The sequence below is a fragment of the Streptomyces sp. NPDC102283 genome, from assembly GCF_044766265.1.
In the GTDB taxonomy this organism is placed as follows: Bacteria; Actinomycetota; Actinomycetes; order Streptomycetales; family Streptomycetaceae; genus Streptomyces.
The window spans coordinates 226,363-248,219 of sequence record NZ_JBIWLQ010000011.1 but is presented as its reverse complement, the minus strand read 5'-3'; the positions used below and the strand labels follow the sequence as shown (position 1 = coordinate 248,219).

Annotated in this window: 19 protein-coding genes and 1 pseudogene; 11 read left to right on the top strand and 9 right to left on the bottom strand. The window is 71.7% G+C overall.

Going from position 1 to position 21,857, the window contains the following annotated elements:
- Positions 1–34: 34 nt before the first annotated feature.
- The 5 genes from ACIRJT_RS23090 to eccD all read right to left on the bottom strand — a co-directional run bounded on the left by ACIRJT_RS23090 (position 35) and on the right by eccD (position 4,774).
- Positions 35–532, bottom strand: a complete 498-nt coding sequence (locus ACIRJT_RS23090) for a type VII secretion system-associated protein (protein WP_403911958.1) — start codon at positions 530–532, stop codon at positions 35–37.
- A 181-nt stretch (positions 533–713) separates the two neighbouring features.
- Positions 714–1,043, bottom strand: coding sequence for a WXG100 family type VII secretion target (locus ACIRJT_RS23085; protein WP_010064394.1), 330 nt, complete (start codon positions 1,041–1,043; stop codon positions 714–716).
- An 89-nt stretch (positions 1,044–1,132) separates the two neighbouring features.
- Positions 1,133–1,489, bottom strand: a complete 357-nt coding sequence (locus ACIRJT_RS23080; protein WP_215108014.1) for a hypothetical protein — start codon at positions 1,487–1,489, stop codon at positions 1,133–1,135.
- A 414-nt stretch (positions 1,490–1,903) separates the two neighbouring features.
- Positions 1,904–3,352, bottom strand: a complete 1,449-nt coding sequence (gene eccB / locus ACIRJT_RS23075; RefSeq protein WP_403911954.1) for a type VII secretion protein EccB — start codon at positions 3,350–3,352, stop codon at positions 1,904–1,906.
- 21 nt (positions 3,353–3,373) lie between these two features.
- Positions 3,374–4,774: a type VII secretion integral membrane protein EccD gene (gene eccD, locus ACIRJT_RS23070; RefSeq protein ID WP_403911951.1), complete on the bottom strand. Its 1,401-nt coding sequence runs from the start codon at positions 4,772–4,774 to the stop codon at positions 3,374–3,376.
- A 648-nt stretch (positions 4,775–5,422) separates the two neighbouring features.
- Between eccD and eccCa the strand changes: the two genes are divergently transcribed.
- Entirely contained in the window at positions 5,423–9,388 is a 3,966-nt protein-coding gene (gene eccCa, locus ACIRJT_RS23065; RefSeq protein ID WP_403912050.1) for a type VII secretion protein EccCa, read from the top strand.
- Between the two features lie 144 nt (positions 9,389–9,532).
- Here eccCa and ACIRJT_RS23060 read toward each other — a convergent pair whose 3' ends face one another.
- Positions 9,533–10,717, bottom strand: a complete 1,185-nt coding sequence (locus ACIRJT_RS23060) for a S8 family serine peptidase (protein WP_403911948.1) — start codon at positions 10,715–10,717, stop codon at positions 9,533–9,535.
- A gap of 220 nt (positions 10,718–10,937) precedes the next feature.
- Between ACIRJT_RS23060 and ACIRJT_RS23055 the strand changes: the two genes are divergently transcribed.
- Both ACIRJT_RS23055 and ACIRJT_RS23050 read left to right on the top strand, forming a co-directional pair.
- The gene (locus ACIRJT_RS23055) at positions 10,938–14,246 is read left to right on the top strand and encodes a right-handed parallel beta-helix repeat-containing protein (RefSeq protein ID WP_403911945.1); all 3,309 of its coding nucleotides are present in this window, start codon (positions 10,938–10,940) and stop codon (positions 14,244–14,246) included.
- A gap of 4 nt (positions 14,247–14,250) precedes the next feature.
- Positions 14,251–14,436: pseudogene (locus tag ACIRJT_RS23050) on the top strand (serine hydrolase); the annotation flags it as partial.
- Here ACIRJT_RS23050 and ACIRJT_RS23045 read toward each other — a convergent pair.
- The gene (locus ACIRJT_RS23045; RefSeq protein WP_403911942.1) at positions 14,405–14,878 is read right to left on the bottom strand and encodes an ATP-binding protein; all 474 of its coding nucleotides are present in this window, start codon (positions 14,876–14,878) and stop codon (positions 14,405–14,407) included. The pseudogene ACIRJT_RS23050 and the gene ACIRJT_RS23045 overlap by 32 nt on opposite strands.
- A gap of 82 nt (positions 14,879–14,960) precedes the next feature.
- Between ACIRJT_RS23045 and ACIRJT_RS23040 the strand changes: the two genes are divergently transcribed.
- From ACIRJT_RS23040 to ACIRJT_RS23010, 7 genes are all read left to right on the top strand, one after another.
- Positions 14,961–15,785, top strand: a complete 825-nt coding sequence (locus ACIRJT_RS23040; RefSeq protein WP_403911940.1) for a helix-turn-helix transcriptional regulator — start codon at positions 14,961–14,963, stop codon at positions 15,783–15,785.
- Entirely contained in the window at positions 15,769–16,038 is a 270-nt protein-coding gene (locus ACIRJT_RS23035) for a DUF397 domain-containing protein (protein WP_403911937.1), read from the top strand. Before ACIRJT_RS23040 ends, ACIRJT_RS23035 begins: the two co-directional genes overlap by 17 nt.
- A gap of 95 nt (positions 16,039–16,133) precedes the next feature.
- The gene (locus tag ACIRJT_RS23030) at positions 16,134–16,415 is read left to right on the top strand and encodes a hypothetical protein (protein ID WP_403911936.1); all 282 of its coding nucleotides are present in this window, start codon (positions 16,134–16,136) and stop codon (positions 16,413–16,415) included.
- A gap of 195 nt (positions 16,416–16,610) precedes the next feature.
- A complete protein-coding gene (locus tag ACIRJT_RS23025) occupies positions 16,611–18,047 on the top strand; it encodes an MFS transporter (protein ID WP_403911933.1) in 1,437 nt (478 codons plus the stop codon).
- 30 nt (positions 18,048–18,077) lie between these two features.
- Positions 18,078–18,581: a GNAT family N-acetyltransferase gene (locus ACIRJT_RS23020; protein WP_403911930.1), complete on the top strand. Its 504-nt coding sequence runs from the start codon at positions 18,078–18,080 to the stop codon at positions 18,579–18,581.
- 50 nt (positions 18,582–18,631) lie between these two features.
- Complete coding sequence (locus ACIRJT_RS23015) at positions 18,632–19,039, top strand: hypothetical protein (RefSeq protein WP_403911928.1); 408 nt, start codon at positions 18,632–18,634, stop codon at positions 19,037–19,039.
- A gap of 118 nt (positions 19,040–19,157) precedes the next feature.
- Positions 19,158–19,871 carry a DinB family protein gene (locus ACIRJT_RS23010; protein WP_403911925.1) on the top strand — a complete coding sequence of 238 codons (714 nt, stop codon included), beginning with the start codon at positions 19,158–19,160 and terminating at the stop codon, positions 19,869–19,871.
- Between the two features lie 112 nt (positions 19,872–19,983).
- Here the strand turns inward: ACIRJT_RS23010 and ACIRJT_RS23005 are convergent, their stop codons facing one another.
- On the bottom strand, positions 19,984–20,571 hold the full coding sequence (locus ACIRJT_RS23005; protein WP_403911923.1) for a hypothetical protein: 588 nt from the start codon (positions 20,569–20,571) through the stop codon (positions 19,984–19,986).
- Positions 20,572–20,714: 143 nt separating this feature from the next.
- Between ACIRJT_RS23005 and ACIRJT_RS23000 the strand changes: the two genes are divergently transcribed.
- Positions 20,715–21,014 (top strand): hypothetical protein, encoded by a 300-nt coding sequence (locus ACIRJT_RS23000; protein WP_403911921.1) that lies wholly within the window; start codon positions 20,715–20,717, stop codon positions 21,012–21,014.
- 362 nt (positions 21,015–21,376) lie between these two features.
- On the opposite strand, the gene ACIRJT_RS22995 is transcribed toward ACIRJT_RS23000, so the two are convergent.
- A complete protein-coding gene (locus ACIRJT_RS22995; protein ID WP_403911918.1) occupies positions 21,377–21,766 on the bottom strand; it encodes a hypothetical protein in 390 nt (129 codons plus the stop codon).
- Positions 21,767–21,857 lie beyond the last annotated feature (91 nt).

Here is a 21,857-nt window from a genome sequence, read left to right as displayed (position 1 = left end):
GCCGGCCGGGGCTACCGGCCGACCACGACGAAGGTCAGTCGTCCTCGTCGTTGTTCGAGCCGCCGGCGGATTCGGAGAGCACCTCGTCCACGCCCTCGAAGAAGTCGATCATGTCCTTGCCGTCGATCTTCTCCAGGTTGCCGTCCTGGGTCTTGAAGAGCTCCTCGATGGTGTCCTCCAGGTCCTCCTCGATCTGCTCGAAGAGTTCGACCTGGAGCTTGAGGATGTCGTCGAGCTGGTCGATCAGCCCGTTCAGGCTTTTGACCAGGTAGCCGCCGTTGGTGCGGCCCTTGTCGTCGCCCGCCATCGTCCCGATCGCGAGCGGCTTCGCCTGCCCGTCGTGGAATCCGGCCGCGGTCGCGGACCCGTCCTCACCGCCCTGCAGCGTGGGGATCCCGGGCACGGTCTTCCCGTCGGTCGTCGTGCCGTCCTCCCGCATCTTCTTGACCTCGGCGAGGAACGGGACGAGGTCGTTGTCGAGGAAGCTCTGCAACCACGCCTTGTTGAGATTGAGTGCGGGTGCTTCCGCCATGTCGCACTTCTCCAGTCTTCCGGGATGTCCAGGGGCTCACGGGGCCGGTGCGCCGTCCGCCCGCGGCCCGCTGGGGCCGCGGGCGGACGGCGCGCCACCCCGACTGCGGCGGGCGGCCGGGCGCGGGAGGGACACACGCGAACGGCCGCCCGGGAAGGACCAGGGGCGTGCCGCCCTCGGGTCAGCTGCCGATGCGCACGCTCTCCCAGAGCGACTTCAGGGAGTTCTCGCTGTACTTGTAGCTGCCCGAGACGTCGGTCAGCAGCGCCGAGTGCTCGGCGAGGATGCGCTTCATCTCCTCGACCGCGTTGTTCCAGGAGGCCTGCTTCTCGGCGTACACCGCCTTGTCCTCACCTTCCCAGCTGCGCTGGAGCTCCTGGAGTTCGGCTTCCAGGTTGGTGAGGATGCTGTCGATCGCCTTGGTCTGCTGGACCATGTCGTCGGCGGCGTTCTCCATGTGGCCGTAGTCGACGTAGATCTGGCCGTCGGTGAAGTCAAGCGGGGGGGTCATGGTCTTCCTCGTCTCACGGCAGGTGCGTCAGGGTCTGTGGTGCGCGGGGCCCGGTCGCCCGTCAGGGCTCCCGGTTACCGGAGGAGTGGTCAGCGGCCCGCGGTGGAGCCGGCGAGCGCGTTGAAGATCTCCTCGGAGCGGTTGAACGCCTGCTGGATCGAGTCGTTCGAGTTGTTCTGCTGGATGCCCTGCGCGCGCATGGTCTCCTCCAGCGTCGTGATCATGTCGCGGAGGTTGCTGGAGATGATCTCCGCCTGCTGGTCCCACCGGTCGAGCAGCTTCTGGAACGCGCCACCGTCGCTGCCGGCGTAGCCGGAGGCGAGGTTGTGCTTCATGTTCTCGACGTCCTGGCGGCTGCTCTGAACGCCGGTGAAAGCCATCTCCAGTGCGGTGACACCGTTCTGGGTGGATGACGCCAGTGACTGCTGTGCGCCCGTACCTGCCATGTTGCTGCGCCTCCTGATGTGTCGCGCCGCCGGATTCCGGTTCCCGCGCGGCGCGGTGCCTGGCCGGGCGCGGCCGGAAGACCGGCGCCCGAATGGTCTGGACGAACGGAGCCTAAGGAAAGGGGTGTTGAGGATTCAATGGCTTGCGTCATCTTCTCGACCCCGGCCCCGCTTTTGGGGTGATTCGCGAAGGAGATTTGATCTGGATCTGAGGTGGGCCCCTTGCGGAATCATCTTCCGAATGGATCTGTTTCCCCGGGCCCGCACGGGCAATGCCCGCCGTCGGAAACGGTATTGGCGGATCCCTCCGGGGAGGAGGACGGTGGATCACCTCCTCCGGTTGTCACGACACGAGCGTTTATCAGCCGGGTCACAAGAATTTCACCTCCTCCGGTACAACCATCCGCCGGGCCCTCACGTCCGGTTGCAGCGTGGGGTCGTGTTCGTGTTCCGGCCCAGGGCGGCAGCCTCCTTGGTGAGGTCCGGCCCCGTCGGCAGCATGGCCAGCAGCGGTGCCGGGAGCCCTCGCGCCTGGCCCTCGCTGTAGCCGAGGGCGGCGAGGCCGTCGGCGGTGCCGACCCGGTACTTCATCCCGGTGTCGGTCACCAGGTAGACGGTGGTGCCGACCGTGCTCCCGCTCGCCCCGAGCGCCCGCACCAGGGATCCGCCGCCCGGCCGCACGCTGATCGAGCCGACCGGCATGCAGGCCGGGGTCAGGCCCTCGGGCGGCGCCTGGGCGGCGGGACCCAGGGTGCCCGTCCCGGTCAGCGCCACGCTGACGCGCGGTCCGCGCTCACTGGGCTGGACCCGGATGCATACGGTGCGGTCCTCGCCAAGGGCCACCGCCTCCGGCGGCTCCGGGGGCAGGTTCGCCTCCTCCGCGCCGGTCCCCGCACCGGGGGCCAGCCGGCCGCTCAACGCGTCCGCGCCCAGCGTCACGACCTTCGCCGCGCCTCCCCCGTACACCTTCTCGCGGGTCTCCGGGTCGCCGAGCACCAGCGCGGCCCCGGTCGCGGTGAGCGGGGTCAGGCCCTCCTGGCGCAGCAGGTAGTAGCGGTCGGCGGAGCCCGGGACGGTGACCCGGAAGACCTGGCCGACCCGGGACTCCCCGCCGCCGAGCGCGGGGCCCTTCTTTCCCTTGCCCGGTACGTTCGGCGGGCGCAGGTCGGGTCCCGAGGGCAGGGCGTTCAGGAAGGCGGCGGAGACGGGCAGCCGGGAGGTGGAGGCGTAGCCGAGGGCCTCGCGGGCGCGGGTGTCCTCGTCGATCAGCAGCTTGCTGCCGCGCCAGACCAGGTAGTCGGCCTTGTCCGGCCCCGTGACGAGCATGGCCTGGTCGGTGGGCAGCCCGGCGGCGTCCGCCGGCAGGCCCACCGCGACGGTGGTGCCGGTCCTTCCGGTTCCGCTGCCCGAACAGACCTGCCAGGGACCCGTGTCCAGGTCCGCGCTCCCGGGCAGGGCGTCCGGGGCGCCGCTGATGCCGATGGGCGCCCCGTGCGGCGTACCGCTCAGGGACTTCGAGCCGACCGCGACCGCCTTCATGTCGGCGCCCGCGAGCAGCCGCGCCGACGCGTAGTTGCGCACCGGACGCAGCCGCCCGTCCAGGTAGAGGTAGCGGGACCCGGTGTCCTTGTTGACGACGAGGGTTCCGGCGGCCCGCCAGGAGTCCTTGGTGCCGGGCTTGAGGAGGCCGAGGACGAAGGAGCCGGCCGACAGCAGGACGGCGATCACGATGCCGATCACCACGCCCCGGTTGGTGCGCCCCTGCGGGCTCTCCGGGGCGTCGGGGTCGGCGCGGAGCATGCCGGAGGTCAGCCGGCCCATGACGAACATGTGGGCCTGGACCTGGTCGCGTTTCGACTGCACGGCAGCGGTTCTCCCTTCAGGTCAGGCGTTGATGGCCCGCAGGGCGCCGTACACGCCGAGCACCCACAGGGCGAGTGGCAGCACGGCGATCGCGAGGGCCGAGTGGAGCAGTTCGCCCGCGCGGCCCCAGTACGGGACGAGCCGGCGGCCGGGCACGGTCCAGGCGGCGATGGCGACCGCGGCGGCAGCCGCGAGCAGCCCCGCGGCCGTGACCAGACGGTTGCCCGGGGACGCGGCGGGGGCGGCGACCAGCACCAGCAGGAGCAGCCCGAAGATCCCCGGGGCCACCAGGGACATGCGCTGCCAGATGTTGCCGAGGCCTCGGGCGTGCAGGACGAGCAGCAGGCACAGCGCCACCGTCATGATGATCTCGGCCAGCTCACGCTCCCGGGCCAGGATGGCCACGCACGCGGCGCCGACCAGGCCCACCGCTCCGTAGAGCGACGTCATCCAGCCGTCGGCGAGGATGGCGCGGGCCGAGACCGCGGAGGCGGCGTGCGGCTCGATGCCCTCCTGCAACTGCTGGGCGTTGGTCGGCAGCGGAGGCATCCGCATCCCGGACATCCGGAAGGCGAGCGAGGGGACGAACGCCCCCAGGACCACCGCGAGTACGGCGAGGATTCCGGCGGCGTGCACCGGCGCCAGGTCCGTGGTGAGGAGCAGGACGGCGGCGACGGCGGCGAAGAGCGAGACGACGGCGACGCTCAGGAAGAGGGCGGCGAACGCGGCCACGACCGCAAGCGCGAGGACCGCCCCGCCGGCCATCGCCGCACTGGCCGCGAGCAGCCGGGCCCCCAGGGTCTCGTAGGCGTGCGGCCCGGCGAGTTCCCCGCCGGGCAGCAGCCAGCCGGCCAGCGCCAGGTAGGGCCCGACCATGAAGCCGAGCGCGGCTCCGGCGCCCGCGTCCCCGACCGCCCTGCTCGCCGCTCCCGCCCCCGCGAGCAGGAGGAGGCCGGCCGCGGTGGCGAAGACGGACCGGGACAGCGAGGAGCCGCCGGGCCAGGCGATCACCAGAACGCCGCCGACGAGGACCGCGACAACGATGCCGAGGAGCACCCAGCGGCTCACCTTGGGGGTCCAGCCGAAGGGGTGGTCGCGCATCGTGGTGGCGATGCCGTCGACCAGGTCGTCGAGGTGCACCTCGGGCAGAGCCTCGGCGCGCGGCCGGAGGTAGAGGGTGTCGCCGTCCCGCAGCCCGTAGGAGTCGAGGGTGAGTTCCTCGTCCAGGGGCTCGCCGCCGAGCCGCTGGAGGACCCAGCCGCCGTGGTCGATACCGGCTTCTTCGAGGTTGTCGCCCGCGTAGCCGAGCACGGCGGGCAGCAGGTCCGCGACGGGGACGTCGGCGGGCACGGCGAGATCGATGCTCCTGGCAGGAGCTCGTACCGTCAGACGGCACAGCTCGGCCACCTGAGTGTCAGTCATCGGGATGGCTCACGCTTCTCCGGTTACGGCTGAGAACGGGCGGGGGAACAGGGGCCGGCGGACCGGTGAACACCCTGCTTCGGTGGGCGGTTCCAAACCGTGTGACGGCGACGGTTGTTGACGACCGATACGGCGATCGTAATATCAGCGGCCTAGTCTGGGCCACGTGGCCCGCGCAACGGAATACGAAACGGCCGTCCGCGTCCGGCGAATTGCGGCACGTTCGGCCGTACGGGCACGAAGGGCGGTTCGGCATGCGCGGTTTCGGCCGGGAAATAGCTCCGCGTGTGCCCGTCCGTCCGGAAAAGCCGTTCCGCGTATGCCCGTCCGGGCGGGGGAAGGCTCCGCAGGCGCCCGTTCGGCCGGGAAGCGCTTCCGTTTGCGCTCTTCCGGCGGCGCGAACGGCCGCGCGGATCCTGCCCCGACGCCGTGATGCAGCAGAACTGTGACACGGCGGTCCGGCCCCCTCCCGCCCACCGCGGGAGCCCCCGGGCGGGCTTTCGGCTCGGGCCGGGGCGCGGCGTAGGGTGCGTGCACGGCGAAGGCCCGTCCGCGTCCCGGCCCGGTCGACGGCGGCACGCGGCGCGCCCTGCGAAGCCGTTCGGCCCGCTCTCCCCCCATGTCCCCGAAGGAGACGGTTCCTTGAGTGTGATCCTGTTCCGCCGCCCGGCCCGACGCCGGGGCCCGGAGATGCCCGACGGGGAGCTGAATCTCCAGGAACCGCCGATCCTCCCCGAGACGGTGCCCGACACCTCCGCCGTGTGGACGTACCTGCCCATGGCACTGATGTCGGTCTCGATGATGTTCATGTTCATGCGCCCCGGTATGACCCGGGGTTCCGGAGGGTTCATCTACATCGCCCTGGGCCTGATGGTCCTCGGCGCCGCCGCGATGTTCATCGGCCAGTTCATGCGCCGGGCGGCGGAGCGCAAGCAGAAGCTCAAGGGCGAGCGCCGGGACTACCTGCGCTACCTCACCCAGATCCGGCGCAAGGTGCGCGGCGCGGTCGTGGACCAGCAGCTGGCCCTGGCGTGGCGGCACCCCGAGCCCGCCGCCCTGTGGTCGATGACCGGCACCACCCGGCTGTGGGAGCGGCGCCCCCGGGACGAGGACTTCGGCGAGATCCGGATGGCCGTCGGCGAACAGAAGCTGGGCCTGAAGCTGACGTCGAGCTCGACGAACCCCGTGGAGGACCTGGAGCCGCTCAGCGCGCACGCGTTGCGTAGCTTCATCCGCGCGTACTCGACGGTGCCGGAACAGCCCATCGCGATCTACCTGCGCGCCTGGGCCCGCGTGCTGTTCCAGGGAGACGAGGAGCGGATACGTTCCCTGGCGCGGGCGCTGCTCGCCCAGTTGGCCACCTTCCACTCGCCGGACGACGTGTGGATCGCCTTCTGCGTCTCCGACGAGCGGCGCGCGCACTGGGAGTGGACGAAGTGGCTCCCGCACAGCCTCCACCCGCACGACACCGACGGCGCGGGCCCGACCCGGATGACCGTCTCCGCCTGGGGCGAGCTGGAGAACCTCCTCGGCGCCGAGTTCATGGAGCGGCCGCAGTTCGACCCGGACGCGGTGCCCGGACGCGAGGAGCCGTTCACCGTGATCGTCGTGGACGGCGGGGTCGTTCCGGCGGGCCACCGGCTCGACGGTCCCGGCTTCCGCAACACGGTCGTCCTGGACCTCAGCGGCGCGCTTTCCTGGCGCCCCGGCCGCATCACTCTGCGCTTCACGGTCGACGAGGGCGAACTCGGCCTGGTGCGCACCGACCGCGAGCGCAAGGAGCAGATCACCCGGCTCGGCCGGCCCGACACCTTCGGGCTCACGGGCGCGGTGTCGCTCGCCCGGCGGCTCGCCCCGTACCGCATGGGCCTGGGCTCGGCTTCGGACTCCTCCGAGCCGCTCTCCGCCAACGTGGAACTGACCACGCTGCTGAGCATTCCCGACCTGCACCGCCATGACCCGAACACGCTGTGGCAGCAGCACACCGGCCCCAACCGCCTCAAGGTGCCGATCGCGGTCGGCGCGGACGGCGAGCCGGTCATGCTGGACATCAAGGAGTCGGCCCAGGGCGGCACCGGGCCGCACGGCATGCTGATCGGCGCCACCGGCTCCGGCAAGAGCGAGCTCCTGCGGACCCTGGTCCTCTCGCTCGCCCTGACGAACTCCTCGGAGACGCTCAACTTCGTCCTGGTCGACTTCAAGGGCGGCGCCACCTTCCTGGGGCTCGAGGACCTCCCGCACACCTCCGCCGTCATCACCAACCTGGCGGGCGAGGCGGCGCTGGTCGGCCGTATGCAGGACGCCCTGCACGGTGAGCTGATGCGGCGGCAGGAGCTGCTGCGTTCGGCGGGCAACTACACCTCCGCGCTGGACTACGAGAAGGCTCGCGCATCGGGCGTCCCGCTGGAGCCGCTGCCCAGCCTGTTCGTCGTCGTCGACGAGTTCAGCGAGCTGCTGGCGGCGCACCGCGAGTTCATGGAGCTGTTCGTGATGATCGGCCGTCTCGGCCGGTCCCTCGGCGTGCACCTGCTGCTCGCCTCGCAGCGCCTGGACGAGGGCCGCATGCACCAGCTGGAGAGCCACCTCTCCTACCGGATCGGTCTGCGGACGTTCTCCGCGATGGAGAGCCGCGGCGTACTCGGCGTACCCGACGCCTACCAGTTGCCGTCGGCCCCCGGCAGCGGCTTCCTCAAGTCGGGTGTGGAGGCGCTGACCCGGTTCCGCGCCGCCTACGTCTCCGGCCCCTACCAGCAGCGCCGCGGCAGCGCCAACCAGGCGCGGGTGGCGAGCCAGACCGTGCCGTGGACCAGCAGTTACGTCGTACCGCGCCAGCTCCCCGACACACCGGAGCCCGAACCCGAGCAGCAGGAGGAGACCGGCGAGACCCTGCTCTCGGTCGCCGTGGACCGGCTGCTGACCGCCGGCCCGCCGGCCCACCAGGTGTGGCTGCCGCCGCTGGACCTCCCCGCCACGCTCGACCAGGTGCTGCCGCCGCTCACCCCGCACCCCGAGTACGGGCTGACGACCGACGCGGCGCACCGCGGGCGGCTCATCATCCCCCTCGGCATCATCGACCGCCCCTTCGACCAGCTGCGCGACCTGCTGACCGTCGACCTCTCGGGCGGGGGCGGGCACATCGCCATCGCGGGCGGCCCGCAGAGCGGCAAGAGCACGATGGTCCGGACGATCATCACCGCACTGGCGCTCACCCACACCCCGCGCGAGGTCCAGTTCTACTGCCTCGACTTCGGCGGCGGCGCGCTCGCCGGGCTGGCCGGGCTCCCGCACGTCAGCGGGGTCGCCGCACGGCTGGACGCCGAGCGGGTGGGCCGTACGATCTCCGAGGTCACGACCCTGCTGGCGGAACGCGAGCGGTTCTTCCTGGACAACGGCATCGACTCGATGGCGAACTTCCGACGTCGGCTGGCCGCCGGGGAGTTCCCGGAGCACCACCACGGCGACGTGTTCCTGGTGATCGACGGCTGGTCGACGGTGCGCCAGGACTTCGACCGGTACATCCAGACGTTCGGCGCGATCGCCGCGCGCGGCCTGAACTACGGCATCCACCTGATCGTCACCACCGCCCGCTGGGTGGAGGTGACCTCCGCGATCCGGGACCAGGCCGCGACCCACCTGGAGCTGCGGATGGGTGACCCGATGGACTCCGAGATCGACAACCGGCGCGCCGCGACCGTGCCCCGGCTGCCGGGGCGCGGCCTGACCCGGGACGCCAAGCTGCACTACCTCACGGCGCTGCCGCGCATCGACGGCGTCGAGTCCGTCGACGACCTCTCCGACGGGGTGGCCGGTCTGGTGGCGGCGGTCCGCGAGAGCTGGCAGGGCCCGCCCGCGCCGCAGGTGCGGATGCTGCCGACCCGGCTCAAGCTGTCGGAGCTCCCGGCTCCCAAGGGCGATTTCAAGATGCCCATCGGCCTGGAGGAGGAGCGCCTGTCGACCGTGTGGCACGACTTCTCCGAGACTCCCCACATGATCGTGGTCGGGGACACGGAGAGCGGCAAGACCAACATGCTCCGGATGACGGCCAAGGCCATCATGGACCGGTACACCCCGGCCGAGGCGCGGATCATGGTCGTGGACTACCGCCGTACCCTGGTGGAGGCCATCCCGGACGCCTACCGGCTCGGCCACGCGGTGGCGATGGACGCCCTCAAGGAGCTGATCGGCGGCGCGGCGCGGGCGGTAGCGGCGCGCGTACCGGGTCCGGAGATCACCCCGGCCCGGATGCGCACCTGCGACTGGTGGGACGGGCCGCGGCTGTTCATCCTCGTGGACGACTACGACATGCTCGGCACCAGTGCGATGAACGCGCCGTTCGACCCGCTGCTGAACCACCTCGCGCTCGGCTACGAGGTCGGTCTGCACCTGGTCGTCGCCCGCTCCGCCGCCGGTGCGGGCCGGGGCCTGGGCGAGCCCATGCTGCGGCGCATGCAGGAGGTCAACACCCCGACGCTGCTGCTGTCGTGCCCGCCGTCGGAGGGCTTCATCCTGGGCAGCGTCAAGGGCCGCAACCTGCCGCCGGGCCGGGGTACGCGGGTGACGCGCCGCAAGCAGATCCAGGTGCAGACGGCGGTGCTGGAGGACGAGGAGTCCTGAGCGGCGGGCCGCACGGGTCTCCCCGGTCCGAGGGCGGGCCGGGGAGGCCGGGGTCCCGGTCTCCCCGGCCCTCGGCAGCGTCTCAGGGGGTGCCGGAACCGCTCCGCCCACGCTCCACGGTCCAAGCAGAGCCCCCGAGCGCCCTCAGCTCCCCGCAGGACGCCAGTTGCGGGCCCGCCCGCGCGGGATCACCACCGCGCCGGCGGCGACCAGCAGCACCACGCCGCCGCCCACGCCCGCCGCGATCAGCGCGCGGGTACGGGGCTCCGCCGCGGGCGGCGGCGGGACCTCGGCCCGCTCGGTCCGGGGCACCGCCCCCTTCTCGTCCGTCAGGACGGCCGTCAGGGCCGCGTACGGGTCCAGGCGCGGCGGGCTCGCCGGGTAGGCCGCCTCGGTCAGGCGGCGCGCCGTCCCGGCGGCCGAGAGCTTGGGGTGGCGCGCCCGTACCTGCGCCGCCGCCCCCGCGACGTGCGCGGCGGCGAACGAGGCCCCGTAGCCGATGAAGTGGCCCGAGCCCTCGGGGCCGATGCTCACCACCGCGTCGCCGGGCGCGGCCAGGTCCGCCCCGCCCACCACGGGCGCGTTGGTGGGGCGCTGCCCATCCGGGCCGTAGTCCGTCACACCGATCACCCCCGGAGCGGCGGCGGGCCAGTACCAGGCGGCGGGCTTCGCGTCCCTCGGCAGCGCGTCCGGGGCGAGGGGCGCCACGACCAGCGCGTCCTTGTCGCTCGCGTAGGCGACGGCCCTCGTCAGCTCGGCCTTGCCGTCGGCCAGGGCGGCGGCGACGTAGATGACGGAGGCGCCCCCGTCGGCCGCCTCGCGGATGCCGGCGGCGACCTGGCCCACCGTGGACCCACCGCGCTCGTCCGCGCCCCGTACGGCCAGGATGCGGGCCTCGGGGGCCAGTCCGGCCGGCCCCGCGGCGGCGCCCGGGGCCGCCGCGATCAGGCCGGCCGCGAACGTGCCGTGCCCGACGCAGTCCTTGCCCGCGTCCCCGATCGCGGTCACCCGGCCGGAGAGCGCCGGGGCCGACTCCCCGACCCCCGTGTCCACGACGGCTACGGTCTGCCCGGCGCCCTGGGAGAGCGGCCGTGCGCGGGCCGCCCCGAGCGCGCCCAGGGTCCAGGGCTCGGACCGGGCCCTCACCTTCGAGGCCTCGACGCAGGTGTCGTCCTCCGCCAGTACGGAACGCACGACGGGGAGTCCCACGGAATCGGCCGCGGCGGGCGTGGTGCCCGCGGCAACCAGCACGGTCGGGAACACGGTGAGCGACAGGGCGGCGGCGACGGCCGTGGCCCGTGGGCGGCGGCGAAATCCGGCAGGGGGCATGGCGCGCATGATAGGCCGACCGGATGACGGTACGTCGCACGGGACGCGGCACCCACTTCTCGGTTCCGGCCTGAACTGTCCTGTCCCACCTGGAACATCGCGGTGCCGGTCCCGTAGCCTTCCTCGCGTGCGCACAGCTGCACGTTCCCGACGCGACCCGGATTCCTTCCGGCCCCCGGCGGGAGAGCAGGCAGCGGCACCACAAGGAGGAGGAACGGGCGTGTCACGGCAATTGCTCAGGGTCGGGTCGGACCAACCGGACAGCTTCCGGACGATCAGCGAAGCCCTGGACAAGGCACGCACGGGCGCGGTGATCCGGGTGCACCCCGGCCGCTACCCGGAGAACCTCACGGTCCGGACGCGGGTCACCATCGTCGCCGACGGGGAGCCGGGCAGCGTCGAGATCTGCCCGCGCCGGGGCACCGCCGTCATCCTGGTCGCCGACGCCGTCATGCTCACCGACCTCACCCTGCGCGGCGGGAGCGAGGACCTGCCGGTGGTCGACGCCCCGCGCGGCCAGGTCGCCATGGACGGCTGTACGGTCGTCGGCTCCGGCTGGACGGCCGTGCTGGCCCGGGAGTCGGGCTCGGTCGCCATGCGCGACTGCCAGGTCAGCAACCCCAAGGGCGCCGGGGTCGTGGACTCCGCCCCCACGGGCAGCGTCATAGCGGGCTGCCGCATATCGAACCTCGGCACCTCCGGCGTCGTCATCGGCGCGGAGGCACGGACGACGGTGCGGGACTGCCGCATCCTCGACGCGCGCGCCAACGGCGTACTGACCTCGGACGAGGCGCAGGGCCTGGTGGAGGACTGCGACATCTCCGGGACGGACAAGCCGTCCATCGCACTGGAGGGCCGCAGCGGTACCCGGGTCCTGCGCACCAAGGTGCACGACACCTCCGTCGGCGTCTACATCACCAGCTCCGCCCGCCCCTCCCTGGAGAACGTCTCCGTCAGCGACACCTCGGGCCCCGGCATCATGCTGGCCGTGAACGCCGACCCCGAGTTCCTCGACTGCCGGACCTCCCGCACCAAGGGCAGCGGCCTGGTGGTCAGCGAACGCTCCCGGGGCACCTTCCAGCACTGCGAGTTCGACACAGCGGCCGCCCCGGCGATACGGGTGATCGACTCCAGCTCACCCACGCTGATCGGCTGCGCGGTCCGCGACTGCGCGGAGACGAACGGCGCCGTGCTGCTGGAGGAGGACTCGACCGCCGAGTTCGACGAACTGCTCGTCAGCGACGCGGCCGGGGTCGCCGTCCGTATCCGCACCGGGGCCGACCCGCTGCTGCGCCGCGTTCGGATCACCTCGCCGGGTGGCAACGGTGTCGAGGTGGCCGAGGACGGGCGCGGCCGGCTGGAGCACTGCGAGATCGACCGCGCGGGCGGTTCGGCGGTACGGATCGCCTCGGGCGGCAACCCCGACATCCGCGACACGGTCATGAGAGCGGCCGAGGACACCACGATCTCCGTCGGCACGGAGGGACGGGGCACCGTCCGGGACTGCGCCGTCGAGTTCTCGGAGGCGGGCGGCATCACGGTGGACAACGGCGGTGAACTCTCCGTCCTGCGCGTCCACATCACCGACTCCGGCGCCCACGGCGTCCTGCTCGCCAACGGCTCCCGCGCCACCCTCACGTCCTCGCAGGTCATTGGCAGCGTCGGCGACGGCATCCGGATCGACAGCGCGGAACCGGTCACCGTCGCCGACTGCACCGTCCGCGACAACCGCGGTGCGGGCCTGCGGCAGACCCGGGTCAACGAACGCCTCACGATCGAGGGCCTCAACAGCGCCGGCAACGCGGTCCCGGACGCCTGGGGCGACACGCTGCCGCCGGACGTCGCGGGCGGCGGCCCCGACGCCGCGAAGAAGGGGCCCGAGGGGCCGCTGGAGGAGCTGGAGTCCCTCGTCGGCCTCGCCGAGGTCAAGAGCCAGGTGCGCAATCTGGTCAACCTGAACCAGCTGAACCAGCGCCGTGCCCAGCTCGGCATGCCCGTCGCCCAGGTCAGCCGCCATCTCGTCTTCTCCGGACCGCCCGGCACCGGCAAGACCACCGTGGCCCGACTGTACGGCGGCATCCTGGCCGATCTCGGCGTCCTCAGGTCGGGGCACCTCGTGGAGGTCTCCCGCGCCGACCTGGTCGCGCAGGTGATCGGCGGTACGGCCATCAAGACCACCGAGGCGTTCAACGAGGCGCTGGGCGGGGTGCTGTTCATCGACGAGGCGTACACCCTGCTGTCCGACAGCAAGGGCTCCGGCGCCGACTTCGGCCGGGAAGCGGTCGACACGCTGCTGAAACTGATGGAGGACCACCGCGACGACGTCGCCGTGATCGCCGCCGGGTACACCGGCGAGATGGCGAGCTTCCTCTCCTCCAACCCGGGCCTGTCCTCCCGGTTCACCCGGACCATCGACTTCGCCAACTACTCGGTGGACGAGCTGGTGACCATCACCGAGAACATGTGCCTGGGCCACCGCTACGAGCTCGCCCCCCAGACCCGCGATGCGCTCGCCGGGCACTACGAGCGCATGCCGCGCGACGCCACGTTCGGCAACGGGCGTGCGGCCCGCCGGGTGTTCGAGGAGATGGTGGACCGTCAGGCGTCCCGGTTCGCCACGATGAAGAATCCCGCCGAGAGCGACCTGGCCCTCCTGCTCCCCGAGGACGTGGCGCCCGACGCGGGCACGCCGGCGGACGACGGCCCCGGCTCCGAGGAACTCCTCGCCCAGCTGCACTCCATGATCGGTCTCACAGCGGTCAAGAACGAGGTGACCGCGCTGGTCAACCTCCTCACCGCGACGAAGCAGCGCAAGGCCGCCGGGCTGCCCACCCCGAAGATCAGCAACCACCTCATCTTCTCCGGGCCTCCCGGTACGGGTAAGACCACCATCGCACGGCTGTACGCGGACCTGCTGCGCTCCCTCGGGGTGCTGCCCAAGGGCCAGTTGGTCGAGGTGGCACGGGCCGATCTGGTCGGCCGGTACGTGGGCCACACCGCGCAGTTGACCAAGGACGCCTTCGAACGCGCCATGGGCGGTGTGCTGTTCGTCGACGAGGCGTACACGCTCACGCCGGAGGGCGCGACCTCCGACTTCGGCCGGGAGGCGGTCGACACGCTGCTGAAGCTGATGGAGGACCACCGCGACGAGGTCGTGGTCATCGCCGCCGGCTACACCCGCGAGATGCGCCGCTTCCTCGACTCCAACCCGGGCCTGGCCTCGCGGTTCTCGCGCACCGTGGAGTTCGAGAGCTACACCACGGACGACCTGTTGCAGATCCTCTCCCAGCAGGCCACCGGCTACGGGTACGACTGCTCCCCGGAGACGATCGCCGCGCTGTACGCCTACGTGGACTCCCTGCCGCGCGACCACGCCTTCGGCAACGCACGGGCGGCCCGCCAGATCCTGGAGGCGATGATGACACGCCAGGCGGGCCGCCTCGGCGCGATGTCCGCCCCGAGTCTGGACGATCTGCGCCTGCTGCTCCCGGACGACCTGCCACCGGAGGTGGCGGCGGTGCGGCACTGACCGCTACGGCCACCGGAGCCCGGACGACCGGGGCCCCGGATGCGAGAACCGCGACGCCGAGTCCCCGCACCGGCCGGGGAACTCGTCCTCCCCGGAGGCCTGCGTCGCGCTGACGGACCGGGCGTTCGGGCCGTGGGCGGCACAGGCGTGGACGCCGTTCACGGACGCGGTTCCGGCCGAGCTGTCCTGAACCGGCTGCCGCCCTTCTCCGGCGGCGTCAGGCACTCGAACCAGACGGTCTTCCCGCTGCCGTCCCACCGCTTGACGATGCCCCAGTCGTCGGTGACGGCGTCGACCAGGACCAGCCCCCTGCCTCCCTCGTCCAGCGGGTCACCCGTGATGGCGAGGGGCACGGCGGGGCTGCTGTCCGCCACTTCGACGCGTACGCCCTCGCCGCGCGGCAGCCGGAAGATGAAGGTCCGGCCGCGCCGGTCGGGCACGTGCCGCACGACGTTGGCGATCAGCTCGGTGAGCGCCAGCTCCGCGGCGTCGGCGAGGAACAGCAGCTCCCACGCCGTGAGGTAGAGCCGCAGGACGCGGCGCAGATGCCGGGCGGAGTGCTCGCCGAGGGCGAAGTCGGCGCGGTAGACGGGCTCCCCGGGATTCCTCCGGGGGACAAGTACGTGTTTCATGCCACCAGGCTGCGACGGGATGGATACGTTCGGCTACGTACCGAAACGAACGCCGCGAGGCGTTGCACCCGGAGGTCCATCCGTGGCCAACATCCAGACGCTCGATCCCGACGCTTCCCCGCTCGCCTACTACGGCGGGGAGTTGCGCCGCCGACGCGAGGCCCAGAAGCTCACGCAACCGCAGTTGGGCGACATCATCTTCTGCACCGGCTCGCTGATCGGCCAGGTCGAGACGACGAGAAAGATCCCCACCCGCGACTTCTCGGAGCGGCTGGACGCGGCGCTGGGGACGGACGGGACGTTCTCGCGGCTGGTGGGGCTGGTGCTGCGGAGCCAGTTGCCGACGTGGTTCCAGCCGTACGCGGACATGGAGGCGAAGGCCGCGTACATCTCGACGTACCAGGCGCAGGTGGTGTACGGGCTGTTGCAGACGGAGGAGTACGCGCGAGCGGTCCTGGCCACCGGCATGCCCGACGGTCTGGAGGGTCTGCTCGCCGCCCGGATGGAGCGCCAGCGGATCCTGGAGCGGGAGAAGCCGCCGCTGGCCTGGGCGATCCTGGACGAGGCGGTGCTGTACCGGCCGATCGGCGGGCACGAGGTGATGCGGGCCCAACTCCAGAGGCTGTTGGACTACGCGACGCACCGTTGGATGCGGATCCAGGTGCTGCCGTTCGAGGCGGGTGAACACGCGAGCCTGGCGGGCTCGTTCAACCAGCTGCGCTTCGACGACGACCCGGAGATCGTCTACACCGAGGACGTCATCTCCGGCCATATGACGGCCAGCCCCGAAACGGTCCGGGAGGCCTCGCTCCGATACGCTCACCTCCAGGCCACCGCACTCTCCGTCGAGGAATCGGTGGCGCGGATCAGCCGCGTGATGGAGGAGCGTTATGGAGACCGACCCTGACCTGAAGCACGCGGACTGGCGCAAGTCGAGCCACAGCGGGAACACCGGCGGCGACTGTGTCGAGTGCACCCTGACCGGGGGCGCGGCCTGGCGGACCTCCTCGTACAGCGGCAGCACCGGCGGCGAGTGCGTCGAGGTCGCCGCCAACCCCACCTGCGGGTCCGTCCCCGTCCGCGACAGCAAGAACCCGACCGGTCCCGCCATCGTCCTCGGGGCCCACGCCTGGCAGGCGTTCGTGGACGGGCTGCGCTGACACGACTTCACCGGAGGCAGGGCGGTAGGGCCGACTGGCCCCGTACCGCCCTGCTCGGCGTCGGCCGGGGCGGTGATCAAGGGACGGGAACCGGAATGAGCACGCGGGACGAGGACGACGACAGAACCGAGACCGCCTGCCGGATCTGCGGGCATGACGACGGCGAGCCCGTGTTCGACGAGTACGGCGCCCCTCGGTACGTCATCTGCCCGTGCTGCTACAACGAGTCCGGCATCGGGGACGACACCGTGTCGCAGGTCCGTGAACTGCGTGGCTACTGGGTCGGCAACGGAGCCTCCTGGCATGATCCGAAGCTGCGGCCGGACGACTGGGATCCGCTGAGGCAGTTGGCGAACATCCCGCCGCGGTGGCGCTGATCCGGAAGGCTGTTCGCTGCCCTCACGTCGCGCGTCGCCGGTAGCGCGGATGACGGCCGTGTCGATGCCGACGAAGGACGGGCGACGACGCCGGAAAAGCGATTGCCCGGTGGCCGGCCCGTGGCATAGCTTCTCGCTGGCTCCGGGTGGTCCAGACCAAGCCTCGGGGTGGCGAGCTACGTCAACGGGACATCGATGACCGCGGAACAGGCCCTCCGACCCCCACGCAGCGACACCGGCGACACCCGGCCGGGCATCTTCTCCCGGCCGTACGCGGCGGCCACGCTGACCTTCGCCACGGTGATGTTCCTGACCGGCTTCGCCGCGCTGGCCGTGGTGCCGACGCTGCCGACGGCGGCCGAGGATCTGGACGGGGTGTCCCTGTTCCCCTTGGTGGCGGGCAGCTTTGTCGCTGCCAGCCTGCTCGGCGGCGTGCTGGGCGGGCACTGGGCGGACCGCTCCGGCGCCCGGCGACCGCTGGCGCTGGGCATGATCCTCTCCGTGGTGACGCTGCTGGTGTCGGCGTCCAGCGTCTCCGTCTGGCAGTTGGTGGCCGGCCGCTTCGTCGACGGTCTGGCGGCCGGGATGGTGGCGGTGTCGGTGACGACCGCCATCGGGCAGTCGTATCCGGAGTATTTGCGGCCCCGGATGCTCGCGATGATGAGCGCGAGCTGGATCATCCCGTCGCTGGTCGGGCCGCCGGTCGCCGGAGTGGTCGCCGAGGTGTGGTCGTGGCGGACGGTCTTCTACGGCCTGGCGGTGCTGACCGCGCTGCCCGCGATCGCCCTGGTCGCGGTGTTGAGGAAGGCGCCCTCCGGCGAGAGTGACCAGGTCCCGCCCGCCGACCTCCCGCCCGTCGAGGAACGCGCCTCCCGGCCGCCGCTGGTGGTCGCGGGGATGCTCAGCCTGGGCGCGGCGCTCGGCCAGTACGGCGTCTCCGGGTGGGACGTGCGGCACCTGCTGTTCGTCGTCGCCGGCGTCGCGCTGCTGGTGGTCTTCGCGCCCCGCCTGCTGCCGGAGGGCACCTGGCGCAGTGCCCGGGGTCTGCCCACCGCGGTGCTGCTGCGCGGGCTGACCTCCGGTACGTACTTCACCGTCGAGGCGCTGGTGCCGCTGATGCTGATCACCGAGCGGCGGGTGGCCGCGGTGACGGTCGGCGCGGCGTTCACCGCCTCCGCCGTGCTGTGGGCGGTCGCGTCGTGGGCGCAGGGCAGACTCCTCCAGGACGTCGCCCGGCACCGGCTCGTCACGGTCGGCGCCCTGATCATGGCGGTGTCCGTCGCCTTCGCCGTGGCGGGCAGTCTCTCCGGCGTCTCCCCGCTGCTCGCGATGGCGGCCATGCCGCTGGCGGCGATCGGGATGGGGATGCTCGACCCGTGCGTCACGGTGCTGTCGCTCTCCCACAGCGCACCGGACCGGCTGGGCCACACCACCAGTGCCATGCAGACCAACATGAACCTCGGGCAGGTCGTCGTCCTGGCGTTCGCCACCGCCGTCCTCAACGCCGGGCTGGCCGCGGGGACGAGCCGGCTCGGGGGCTACGCCATCACCTTCTCGCTCCTGCTCGTACCGACCCTGCTGGTCGCCGTCCTGGCCGTCCGCGCACGCAAGGACGTTTCCGGCCCCGGGTGACCGGTCGGGACGCGGTGGCAGAGTGGGCCCATGTCGACCTACGAGACCATGCCCTACCACCTGGAGACCGAGCGGCTGATCCTGCGGCCGTGGGCCGAATCGGATGCCGCCGCGTTCAGCGACCTGCTCGCCGAACGCGGCAAGGGGAAGCCCCCGGTCGAGCGCATCCGGACGTCCATAGCGGAACTGCTCTCCGCGACGGAGACCACGGGGATCGCCCTGCTGCCCATCCAACGCCGCGAGGAGGGCGACTTCATCGGGTACGCCGGGCTGATCATCGGCCGCTCCACCCTGGAGGAGCCCGAGATCGCGTACGAGCTGTTCCGGCGCGCCCACGGGCAGGGCTATGCCACCGAGGCGGCCGGCGCGGTGCTCGAAGCCGCCGCGGCCACCGGGCGGAAGAGGCTCTGGTCGACCGTCGCCACGTGGAACGCCCCGTCGCTCCGCGTCCTGGAGAAGCTCGCGTTCGAACGGGACCGCGTCTCCATGGAGGAGAACGGCGAAGTGGTGTGGCTCACCCGCACGTTGGCCTGAGGCGGATCGGTGGATCGGCGGCCCGGCGCACGCTGCTAGATTCATCCGCCATGCGATCACGAGACTTCGACCTCGAATTCCGGCAGCAGTCCACCCGTATACGTAACTGGGGAGCCGGTCTGCTGCTCCTGTCGGCCCTGTTGTGGGGCTGGTGCGCGATGCTGCTGCTCACGGAATACACGGTCGAGACACGCAGCGGCCACACCGCCGAGTGCGAGGCACGCCTGTTCACGGAGCGCGGGACGGCCAGCGAGGGGCTGTGGAAGGGCGATTACTGCCAGGACGAACGCGACTGGCCCGAGGCGCTGCTCGTCCTGGGCCTGTCCGTTCCCGTAGCGCTCGTGGGGACCGCGCTGTTCACGAGCGGACAGGTGAGCCGGCGGATGAGCGGGCACTCCCAGGCGATGCGCGAGCTGGACCGGATCGCGGACGAGCGGGAGAAGCGCGCCGAGGCCTGACCTCCTGTTTCCGGCAGGCCCCCGTCCTCCCCGGAATTCGGTCGCGCGCCGCGAGGTGAGCCGTTAGCTTCCCCCCGTGCGCCGTGGACCGCGTGGCGCGACGAGCAGGGAGCCGCGCATGAACGACCACGATCGACGGACCGACCGGCTGAGCATGATCATCGAACAGTTCGACCAGGCGCGGGAGATGGCCCAGGTCCGGCTGAAAGGCCTCGGGAACGAGGAGTACCTGTGGGAGCCGGCCCCCGGCAGCTGGTCGATCCGGCGCCGGGAGGACGCGGTGACGCCGCGGGCGTACGGGCCCGGCGCGTGGGTCATCGACAAGGGGGCGCCGCAGATCCCGGCGAGCGAGTACGCGGAGGTCGCGCGGCAGGCGGCGGGCGGGATGTCCGTGGCGAAGATCGCCGAGGACTGGAGCGTGAGCGCCGAACGGGTCGAGGAGGTCCTCGCGTTCACCGGTGAGCCGGAGCCCGACGTCGTGCCAATCACCACCATCGCGTGGCGGCTGGGGCACCTGCACTCCGACTTCGCGGGGCGCTGGGAGTGGACCTTCGGCGAACGGCGGCGGGACCCGCATCTCCTGGTCGACTTCACGCCGTCCGCCTCCCTGGCGCTCGACCGGTTCTGGGAGACGATCGACCGCCACCGCGCGAGCATCGCCACGCTCACCGACGAGCAGCTCGACACGGTCGGCCTCTCCCAGTATCCGTACGGCTCCGACCCCGACGACCCGTACATCGGCGTGCTGGCCAACGCCAACCTGGAGCTCATCCACCACATGGCCGAGATCGCGCTGCTCCGCGACCTCTGGCGGGCCCGCCGCTCCCTGTGACACCCCACGGGGCCGGCGGGGCGGCCCTCCGCCTTGCGATCGCACGCACCAGATGCCGTCGAGCCCGCTCTCCGGGCGGACGGCGCTACTTTCGAAACACGCCCTGGCTCAGCTAGCGGTGGTTGAGATGTTTGCGCGCGATGTCGGCGAACGCGCTGATAGCTGACTTCAGAAACTCGAAGTGTTCCCGGGGGAGATCCGCCCGCGTGGAGGGGTGCAGGCTCCCGTCGGGATCCTCGGAACCGTCCTCGATACCGCTGAGCGTGGCGCCCAGCTGCTCGGCTGCGGCCTGAACGGCCCGGGCTGCCGCTGCGACGCTCGACGGCCCCTCCAGCTCCACCTGACGAGCGGCGGCCGCTACCGGCTGAGGCTCGGCCGCGGACGAGATCGCCCGTCGAAGGTCAGCCCGTTCGGAGCTGCTGTGCCGGGCCGGGAGGCCTTCGAGTTCGTTGAACAGGTCATCGAGAAGGAAGCCCGCGCCTTCCAGCACTGCCCTGGTCCCCGCCTCGTAGGCATGTGCGGCTTTCAGGAGCTCGGAATACACCTCGCGTTGCGCCGTGCGACGCGTGACGTCGAGCGATCCCAGATAAGCGCTGCGGGCCGCCTTCGACGCTCCGACCACAGCAGCTGTACCGCCGATCAGGGCGCCAGTGAGGGCGCTGCCCGCCCCGATCAACGCGATCATCAGCTCGTTCTCCATAACCGGATCCTGCCGTGAACCGGCCAGGCCGCTGTGCGTTCCCGTTATTTTTGCCGTCCGCGGTTGGTGTGACCTGCGGCTGGAGCGTGGAACGCGGCAGAGGGCTGCTGCGTTCCAGCGGTGTGAGAAGCACTCTGCTTGTGGTGGCAGTCGGCGTCGCTGCCGGCATCTGCCTGATCCTGGCGGACCGCGCCTTGCTGTGGGCAGAGCGCCGGGGATGGATCTACTACCGCACGACGAAGGGACGTACCGCGGCGCTTGCGGAGGAGTACTCTCCGGCAGCACAAGCGGTGAAGCGGGCGATGGAGCAGGAGCGGATCCGCAAGAACGTCCGGCCGGCAGAGGGCCCGCCGCTCGGCGTGGACCTGGACAGGTGCGTCGCACGGATCCGCCGCTCACAGCCGGGTCTGCGAGAATCTGCCCACTCGGATGAGATCGAGTGAGGACCCGCCGGCTTGAGGGCAACAGGACAGACCAGCCCGTGGACTCGGGCCTCGGCGCGAAAAGTTGCCGACAGTGCGCGGCATGCCCGGGCAGTCGACCGACTGGCAGCACTCGATCGGCGAGCTGGGCCGCGTGCTCACCACGGCAGCTGAAGGCCGACCGCTATCCGGCTGGTCCACCGACGCCGGCCGCACCGAGGACATCGGGTGGCTGAAGACCCGCACCACGCTGCCCGTGGCGGTCGCACGCCACCACCACGCTCACCTGCCCGCCGCCGTCGTCGAGCCGGGCGGTGAGCTGGAGCTCCCGGCTACCCGTAGCGGGCGCTTCAGGGGCGCGGTCGTCCCGGAAGGCTGCGCGGTCAGCGCCGGCCGCCGCCCATGCGGCGGTCGTCGGCCAGTCCGGTCAGCGGGCCGAACTCGCAGGCAAGCTCGTTCCACGTCAGAACCTCGCCACAGCGGGCCGGGAACTCCTTCGGGTTGAACTCCGGCATGGTCCAGGTGCCGGTGCCCCGGTCCCGCAGCCACAGGTCCCCGTCGCCGTCGACCACCGTCGGCGGGACCGGTACGGGCTCGGCCTCATCGGTGGGCGCCCAGGTGACCCGGCCCGGGTGGGAAACGCGGCGCAGCTCGGTGGTGGCCAGCCGTGCGGCCGCGTCACGGGTGGACTCTTCGGCCTCCTTGACCGACGCGAGTCGGAAGGCGTCGTCAAGTACGGGCAGGGCTGGATTCTTGCTGCGCTTTGAACTCATAGGCTGGCTGCCTCCGGCAGGGGGCGCCACATCCGTTATGGCAGCCCGTAGAGGAACACGGTATCCGAGGCGGGAGGCGGACCGGCTACGA